Annotated in this window: 7 protein-coding genes; 2 read left to right on the forward strand and 5 right to left on the reverse strand. The window is 75.4% G+C overall.

Annotated features, from left to right (window positions below):
- Positions 1-135: 135 nt before the first annotated feature.
- The 4 genes from ACZ4WV_RS13295 to ACZ4WV_RS13310 all read right to left on the reverse strand — a co-directional run bounded on the left by ACZ4WV_RS13295 (position 136) and on the right by ACZ4WV_RS13310 (position 4,105).
- Positions 136-552 carry a hypothetical protein gene (locus tag ACZ4WV_RS13295; protein ID WP_465745921.1) on the reverse strand — a complete coding sequence of 139 codons (417 nt, stop codon included), beginning with the start codon at positions 550-552 and terminating at the stop codon, positions 136-138.
- 86 nt (positions 553-638) lie between these two features.
- A complete protein-coding gene (locus ACZ4WV_RS13300; RefSeq protein ID WP_465745923.1) occupies positions 639-1,169 on the reverse strand; it encodes a MarR family winged helix-turn-helix transcriptional regulator in 531 nt (176 codons plus the stop codon).
- On the reverse strand, positions 1,166-2,926 hold the full coding sequence (locus ACZ4WV_RS13305) for an MFS transporter (protein ID WP_465745925.1): 1,761 nt from the start codon (positions 2,924-2,926) through the stop codon (positions 1,166-1,168). The genes ACZ4WV_RS13300 and ACZ4WV_RS13305 overlap by 4 nt, the downstream gene beginning before the upstream one ends.
- A gap of 141 nt (positions 2,927-3,067) precedes the next feature.
- Entirely contained in the window at positions 3,068-4,105 is a 1,038-nt protein-coding gene (locus ACZ4WV_RS13310) for a medium chain dehydrogenase/reductase family protein (RefSeq protein ID WP_465745927.1), read from the reverse strand.
- A 109-nt stretch (positions 4,106-4,214) separates the two neighbouring features.
- Here ACZ4WV_RS13310 and ACZ4WV_RS13315 point away from each other — a divergent pair, with 109 nt between their 5' ends.
- Entirely contained in the window at positions 4,215-4,856 is a 642-nt protein-coding gene (locus ACZ4WV_RS13315) for a TetR/AcrR family transcriptional regulator (protein ID WP_465745929.1), read from the forward strand.
- Between the two features lie 74 nt (positions 4,857-4,930).
- Here the strand turns inward: ACZ4WV_RS13315 and ACZ4WV_RS13320 are convergent, their stop codons facing one another.
- The gene (locus ACZ4WV_RS13320; protein ID WP_465745930.1) at positions 4,931-5,842 is read right to left on the reverse strand and encodes a DUF1906 domain-containing protein; all 912 of its coding nucleotides are present in this window, start codon (positions 5,840-5,842) and stop codon (positions 4,931-4,933) included.
- Positions 5,843-6,185: 343 nt separating this feature from the next.
- Between ACZ4WV_RS13320 and ACZ4WV_RS13325 the strand changes: the two genes are divergently transcribed.
- Positions 6,186-7,253, forward strand: coding sequence for a hypothetical protein (locus ACZ4WV_RS13325; protein ID WP_465745932.1), 1,068 nt, complete (start codon positions 6,186-6,188; stop codon positions 7,251-7,253).
- The last annotated feature ends 77 nt before the right edge of the window (positions 7,254-7,330 follow it).

Below are 7,330 nucleotides of genomic sequence, written 5' to 3' on the forward strand. Positions count from 1 at the left end.
TCCCTCCCCCCGGCCCCCCCCCCCCCCCCCCCCCCCCCCCCCCCCCCCCCCCCCCCCCCCCCCCCCCCCCCCCCCCCGCCCCCCCCCCCCCCCCCCCCCCCCCCCCGCCTCCACGAGGGAGTCGGGTGGCGCGGGTCAGCGCACGGTCACGGTGAACACCGGGGAGGCGGCGGCGCCGCTGACGATGCGCAGCTCGTTCAGGCCCTTGAGGCCGAGCTTGACGCCGAGCGAGTAGGAGCCGTTGCGGGTCGTGTGCACGGAGGCCGGCAGGGTGACCCACGTGCCGTGCTGCTTCTGCTGCAGGGTCACCGTGCTTCCGGCCGGCAGGCCGGTGGTGGTGCCGGTGACCCGGAACAGCTGCCACGTCTGGACGGAGGCGGCCGACGGCTTGGCGGTGATGCCGGCGGTGGCGGCGGCCGCGGGCGCGGGCGCGGCGGACACCGGGTGGGCGGCCGGGGCGGCCGCCAGGGCGGCGCCCGCCGAGCCGAGGCACAGGGCGGTGAGGGCGGCGACGGCGGCCAGGCGCAGGGAGTTCCTCTTGGTGACGATCACGGGTGCACCCCTTCCAGGGGGAGGTGGTCGTTCGGCCCGGAGCCACCGTCGGCGGTGGTTCGGGCACTGTCGTCTTCAGGGACGTCTCACGGCCCGTCCTGGGTTGGGTGCGGATCGTCACCGTCTTGTAACGGTCGGCGATCGTCCGGGCTGTCCTCGTCCGCCGGGCGGGGCGGGTCGGGTTCGTCGAGGAGCAGTTCCAGGAGCGGCAGGGCCGCCTCCAGTCGGCGGCACTGGTCGGGGGTGAGCCGGGCGCTGCGGCGGGCCAGCAGGGCGGAGCGTTCGCGGCGGATCCGGTCGAGGGTCTGCCGGCCGCGCGGGGTGGGGGCGAGCAGGGCGGAGCGTCCGTCCAGCGGGTCGGGGGTCTTGGCGATCAGGCCGTCGGCGAGCAGCGGGGCGAGGGTGCGGACCATGGAGGGGACGGCCACGCCCTCGCGTGCGGCGAGTTCCCCGAGCCGTAGCGGGCCGTGTTGTTCGGTCCGGGCCAGGGCGGAGAGTTGGGCGGCGGGGAGGTCCTGGTCGCCGCAGGCGCGGACCATCTGGCGGTGGAGGCGGCCGATCGCCAGGCGTAGGCGGACCACGGCCTCGGCGGGCAGGCCGCCGCCGGTGGCGGTCACGGCCTTTCCGCCTCGGCCGGGGCGGCGGGTGCCGTCGTGGCGGGGTGCGGGGGGCGGTGGCGGACCAGGGAGGCGGCCGCGGCGACCAGGGACATCGCGATCGCCAGCCAGAAGACCACGACCAGGCCGTCGTGGAAGGGCCCGGAGATCAGCTGCGGGAAGAACTCCCGGCCGGTGAGGGTGCGGGCGTTGCCCGGTGGGAGTTGTCCGAGCACGTGGGGGCCCAGGAGTTGCCGGACGGGGTTGTAGCCGAGGAAGGCGGCGAACAGGGTGCCCACCGGGGGCAGTGCGGCGATGGTGCGCGCGTCGGCGGCGGGTACGCCCTGGGCGGTCAGTCCGGTGGTGAGGGTGTGCGGCAGGGAGGCGGCCAGACCGGCCACCATCAGGGAGAAGAACACGCCGATCGACAGCACCATGCCGGCGTTCTGGAAGGTGGCTCTCATGCCGGAGGCGGCGCCGCGGGCCGCGGCGGGCACGCTCGACATGATCAGTGAGGTGTTGGGGGCGGCGAACAGGCCGCCGCCCAGGCCGTTGAGGAAGACCAGGAACGCGAACCAGGGGTAGCCGAAGTCGGTGGGCAGCAGGAGGAGTCCGGCGAACGACAGGGCCATCACCACCAGCCCTCCGGCGGCGAACAGCCGGGCCCCGGCGCGGTCGGAGAGGTAGCCGGCGACGGGTCCTGCGGCCAGGAAGCCGACGGTCAGCGGGACCAGGTAGATGCCGGCCCACAGCGGGGTGTCGGCGTAGTCGTAGCCGTGCAGCGGCAGCCAGATGCCCTGCAGCCAGATGATCAGCATGAACTGCAGTCCGCCGCGGGCGATCGAGCCCAGCAGGGTGGCCGCGTTCCCGCCGGCGAAGACCGGGTCGCGGAAGAGGGAGAGCGGGAACATCGGTTCGGCGGTCCTGGACTCGACCAGGCAGAAGACGGCCAGCAACGCGACGCCGCCGAGCAGCCCGGTCAGTACCCAGGGGTTGGTCCAGCCCATGGTGTGGCCGCCGTAGGGCTGGATGCCGTAGGTGATCGCGGCGAGCAGGGCGGTGAGGCCGACGCCGAAGGTGATGTTGCCCCACCAGTCGATCCGGGCGGGTTTGCGCACCCCGGTCTCGCGCAGCGACCGGTAGGCCCAGACGGTGCCGAGGACACCGATCGGCACGTTGACCCAGAAGATCGAGCGCCAGTTCCACTCGGCCAGCAGGCCGCCCAGGACGAGGCCGATGAAGGAGCCGGCGATGCCCGCGACGATGTTCACGCCCAGGGCCGTGCCGCGCTGGCGGACGGGGAACGCGTCGGTGATGATCGCCGCCGAGTTGGCCATCAGCATCGAGCCGCCGACCGCCTGCACCACCCGCCAGCCGATCAGCCACAGTGCGCCCGGCCCGCCGTGCAGCGGGTCCAGGGACAGGGCCACCGAGGTGAGGGTGAAGATCAGGAAGCCGGCGTTGTAGATCCGCACCCGGCCGTGGATGTCGCCCAGCCTGCCGAGGGTGACCACCAGGACGGCGGTGACCAGCATGTAGCCCATCAGCATCCACAGCAGGTAGCTGACGTTGCCGGGCCGCAGCGGGTCCAGGCCGATGCCGTTGAAGATCGCGGGCAGCGAGATCAGGACGATCGAGGCGTTGACGGTGGCGATCAGGGTGCCGAGCGTGGTGTTGGACAGGGCAACCCACTTGTAGCGGGGGTGGTCCGCCGCCATGCCCGTACGGGCCGGGCGCCGGCGCCCGGTGCTGCCGGTTGCGGGGATCCGTGTCGCCACCGCGCCTCCTGGCGGCCGGGCCCGGCTCAGCGCCGGGCCGGAGCGTGGATTTCGATAGCTTCCACCAACTAACGATAGTGCCGCGGCTGTTCCGTCCGGTAGCCCCGCTCGGGCCCCCGGTATGGGGTCCGGGGGTGCGGCTCAGGGCACGATGACGACCTTGCCCGCGACGGTGCGGGATTCGGCCAGGGCGAGCGCCGCGGCGGCCTCGCGCAGCGGGAACTCGGCGGCGACCTGGGCGGTGAGCGCGCCGTCGGCCAGCAGCGCCAGGACCCGGGTGAGGTCCTCGCGCAGGCGGGCGCGGAAGGCGTCCGGGCGCCGGCGGCCAGCCCAGAAGTTGTAGAAGTGGGCGGACCTGCCGTTGGGCAGGAGGTTCCACAGCGCCAGGCGGGCGAGCAGTTTGAGCACCGGCAGCCGCGAGTTGCCGTCCTCGTCCTTGGTGGCGGCGCTGCCGTAGGACACCAGCACCCCGCCGCGGCGCAGCAGGCGCCAGGATTCCTCCAGGCCGGTGCCGCCGACGTGGTCGAAGACCGCGTCGACGCCGTGCGGGGCGAGTTCCCGGATGCGCCGGTACAGGTCGGGGTCGCGGTAGTCGACCGGGGTCGCGCCCAGTTGGCGGACGGTGTCGTGGTGGCGGGTGGAGGCCGTGCCGATGACCGTCATCCCGGCGTGGCGGGCCAGTTGGACGAGGGTGGAGCCGACTCCGCCGTTGGCGCCGAGCACCACGATCGTCGCGCCGTCGGGCACCTGGGCAGTGCGGTGGAGCAGCTGCCAGGCCGTGACGCCGTTGACCGCGACGGTCTCCGCGGCGGCGGCCGTCACGCCGTCGGGCACCGGCACCAGGTCGGCGGCGTCGAGCAGCAGGAGGCTGGCCCAGGCGCCGGTCTTGGTGACGGCGGCGAACCGCCGTCCGGTCATCGCGGGATCGACGCCGGGGCCGGTGGCGACCACCGTGCCGACCACGTCGTAGCCGGGCACGAAGGGGAAGGGCGGCTGGTCGTAGTACTTGCCGCGGCGCATCTGCTGTTCGGCGAAGGACACGCCGGTGGCGTCCATCCTCAGCAGGACCCGGCCGGCGGTGGGCGGCGGGAGGTCGCGGGTGCGCACCCGCAGGCCGCTCGGTTCGACGGCGGCGGGCAGGACGACCTCGGTGGCGGGGGTGGCGACGGCGCTGCTCATGGCGTGACTCCGTGTCGGATCGCTGGTGGGTACGCTCGTAAGCTTACGCACGTAAGTTTTGGGTGCACAAGAGCTTGGCCCCGTAAGTTCTCACTTGTAAGCTCACGCCATGAGCAATGAACCGAGGGCGACGCCCGCCCGTCCGCGCAACCGCCGCGGGGAAGGCGCCCGCCTGCGCGAGGACATCGTGGCCGCGGCGGTCGAACTGCTCGAGGAGGCGGGCACGGAGACGGCCGTCACCCTGCGCTCCGTGGCCCGCCGCGTCGGGATCGCCGCGCCCTCGATCTACCGCCACTTCCCCGACCAGCCGGCCATCATGCTGGCCGTGGTGCAGCAGGCCTTCGACCAGCTGGAGGCGCGGCTGCGCGCGGCCCTGGAGGAGGCCGGCGAGGACCCCCGCCGGCGGCTGTTCGCCGTGTGCCACGCCTACCTGCGGTTCTCCGAGGAGCACCCCGAGCGCTACCGCACCATGTTCGGCGGCGTCTGGGTGCCCGCCCTGCGCGACACCGCCGTCACGGCGCAGGACGTGGAAGCCGTCGGCCACGGCACCCTGCGCCTGCTCGTCGGGGCCCTGGAGGCCTGCGTCGCCGCGGGCCGGGCCACCAGCACCGACCCCTTCGCGGACACCGTCGCCCTGTGGCTGGGCCTGCACGGACTGGCCCACCAGAAGGCGGTGACGGTCTCCTTCCCGTGGCCGGCGGACATCGCCGACCGCATCATCACCACCCTGGCGCACCTCGACCCCGGGTGAACGCCTTCCTTCCCCCCCACCCCCGGCCGGGGTGAGCGGCGGCCGGGCCGCCGCCCACCCGGGCCGGTGGAGGGTCAGGCCTCGGCGGCCACCAGGCCGTCCAGTTCGTCACGGTCGACGTTGAGCGTCACCCCGCCGTACGTCTCGTCGGCGTTGCCGCGGTACTGGTGGATGCGGTGGCCGCTCCACAGGTCGTCGGGCAGCCCCGCCTGTCCGTCGGTCGTGGCGTGCCCGTCCCAACGGGCGTACCAGATGGCGTCGGGCATCGGGGCGCGGCCGGCCCGGGCGGCGGCGACGATGTCGGCGATGCCGGAGCCCATGCTGGAGTAGAAGCCCGACCGGTACCCGGCCGCCCACAGCGCCTGCGTCCAGCCGACGGTGAAGTCGACCACCGCCGCGCTGCACACCGCGTCGCCCGTCGGGTAGGCCTCGATGTCGAGGTACACCGGGCTGCCCGGCCCCAGCCCCAGCGCCTGCAGCGCCGCCACCGCCTCGCCGGCCTCCTGCCCGCCCTGCTCCTCGGCCCGGGCCGGGTCGATCCGCAGCGGCTTGTCGTCGCGCTGGGCGCAGGGCGCCTGGAGCCCGACGTGGGTGGGCACCAGCTTCCAGCCCATCGCCCGGACCATGGCCACCCACTGCGGCGTCAGCCGGGGCTGCTGGCAGCCGCGCTGGCTGCCGCTGCTGTAGATGTTGAGCGCGCCGTACGGCGAGGCGCTGCGCCAGACGGACAGGGCCTCGGCCGGCGGGGCCGAGCAGGCGTCGAACCCGGCGCCGGTGTACCGGTACTCCGGCGGCGGTTGCGTCGCGCCGTCGGACGGCGGGGCCAGCGGCGCGGGACGGGCGGCCGGCGGTGCGGCCTGGGGCGCCGTCAGGGGTGCGGTCAGGGGTGCGGATCGCAGTGCGGTCGGGGGCGCGGCCGCTTGGGCGGCGGCGGGGAGCAGGGCGAGCGGGACCGCCAGCAGGGCGGTCGGCAGGGGAAGGCGCATCCCCCCGTCCTAGCCGCCCGCCGCCGGGGCCCGGGTGCCATCGCGCCGACGCGCCGGGCCCGTTCACCCGGAATCACGACACCGTGCGCCGCCGTCCCCGCCCGCGGTCGCCGTGCGCCGTCCGCCGCTGGATCCCGAGGCATGCCCCCGCCGCGCCGGCGCGCACCGCGAAAGGGCCGGTGTCCACTCCCCCGGGCTCCGACCGTCCTCCGAATGCCCGGCCCCGGTGGCACTCGGCTGGCCGATGAGCAGGCTGGAGGAGTGCTGGAGGAGTTCAGCTGTCCCGGGCTCGACACAGCGGTGGGACCGACGCTCTCCCAGTTGTCCGCTCTCAGGAGGCCCCATGGCTCGCCCGTTCTCCCCCGGTCGCACCGCCGTGACGGCACCGGATCCCGCACCCGGCCCCGCCGACGGAGCGTCACCCACGCCCGCCCCGGCCCCCGCAGCGGCACCCGAGGTGCCGCCCGGCACATCGCCCGGCGACGCCTTCGCCGTGACGATGCTGGAAGCGGCGGCGGCCCGGCCGGTCGAGGAGGTGGCCGACCTCCTGCACCACCTCGGCTCCGAACGGACCTCGCGACTCGCACCCGCCCTCCAGCGCGCGGTGGCCACCCGCCCGGTCGAGGACCTGGCCCGTCTGCTCGCACTGCTGCGCCCGGAGACGCCGGCCAGCGCCGCGGAGATCCTGCGCGCGGCCGTCCTCACCCGCTCCGCCGACGACGTCGCCCGCCTCACCGCCCTGTTGGGCACCGATCCCGACAGCGGCATCCGGGAGGCCCTGTGCGAGGCCGCGGCCCTGCGCCCGGTGGCCGACGTCGCCCACCTGACGCAGTTGCTGCACTCCATCCGCTCCGGCGCCAGCCCCGCCCACTCCCCCGCTCCCGCGGCGCCGTCCGGCTCCGGCGCCGAGACCCCGGACGGCGGGCAGGCCGGGCCGCAGGACGACCGCGCCCCGACGGCCGGGGCACCGGCGCAGGCCGGGCACCGGCCCGCCGCACGGCTGCGCCGGCCACGCTCGCCCCTGCGGTGGTTCGCCGCCGCCGCGCTCGTGGCCAGCGGCGCCCTCCACCTGTCAATCGTGTCCCCCTACTGGGGCCAGAACCGGGCCGCCGACATCGGATTCACCGCCCTCGCCGCCCTGTGCATGGTCCTGGCCGTGGCTCTCGTGGTCCGCGACACGCTCTGGCTCTGGATCGCCGCCGCCGTGACGGGCATGACCACCGTCATCGGCTACGTGCTGTCCGACCGGCTCTTCGTCCTGAACCTCGGCAGGACGCTGACGCCGTGGCAGAGCCGGCTGGGGCTCGCCACCATCGCCTGCGCCGCCACCCTCCTCGCACTGACCCTCCTCCTCGCCACCGGCCGCAGACGCCGCCGGCCGGCCGCCCCCCTGCGCGGCGGGGCCGCCTGACCCCGGGCGCCGCCCGATCCCCCGGGCCGCGCGGCCCGGGGGATCGGGCGGCGCCCGGGGTCAGGCGGCCCCGCCGC

It is taken from the genome of Kitasatospora sp. NPDC029312 (assembly GCF_055569215.1).